Consider the following 229-nt stretch of genomic DNA (forward strand, 5'->3'; position numbering starts at 1 on the left):
CGGATGCGGCGTAACTGTCCGATGTTTGGCAATCTTGGCCTCGATCTCACCGACGCCAGTCAGCGCCTTGTTCCAGCGTGCTTCCAGCTCCGACGTCACCAGCCTATTCTCCGGATCAGCCGCGTCATATTGCCGGAATGCCCGGTCGGCTACATAGCGTGCTGCCTCGAGGTCGCGCATCAGGGCATCCTGAACCTGATCGCGTTGGTTGGCCATATTGCGTTCCGCC

The 229-nt window shown here is 60.7% G+C and carries 1 pseudogene; it reads right to left on the reverse strand.

Annotated elements, in window-relative coordinates:
- A pseudogene (locus MOV76_RS39680) lies at positions 1–216 on the reverse strand (recombinase family protein); the annotation flags it as partial.
- Positions 217–229 lie beyond the last annotated feature (13 nt).

This window comes from Rhizobium sp. PRIMUS64 (assembly GCF_023006465.1).
Lineage (GTDB): Bacteria > Pseudomonadota > Alphaproteobacteria > Rhizobiales > Rhizobiaceae > Rhizobium > Rhizobium leguminosarum.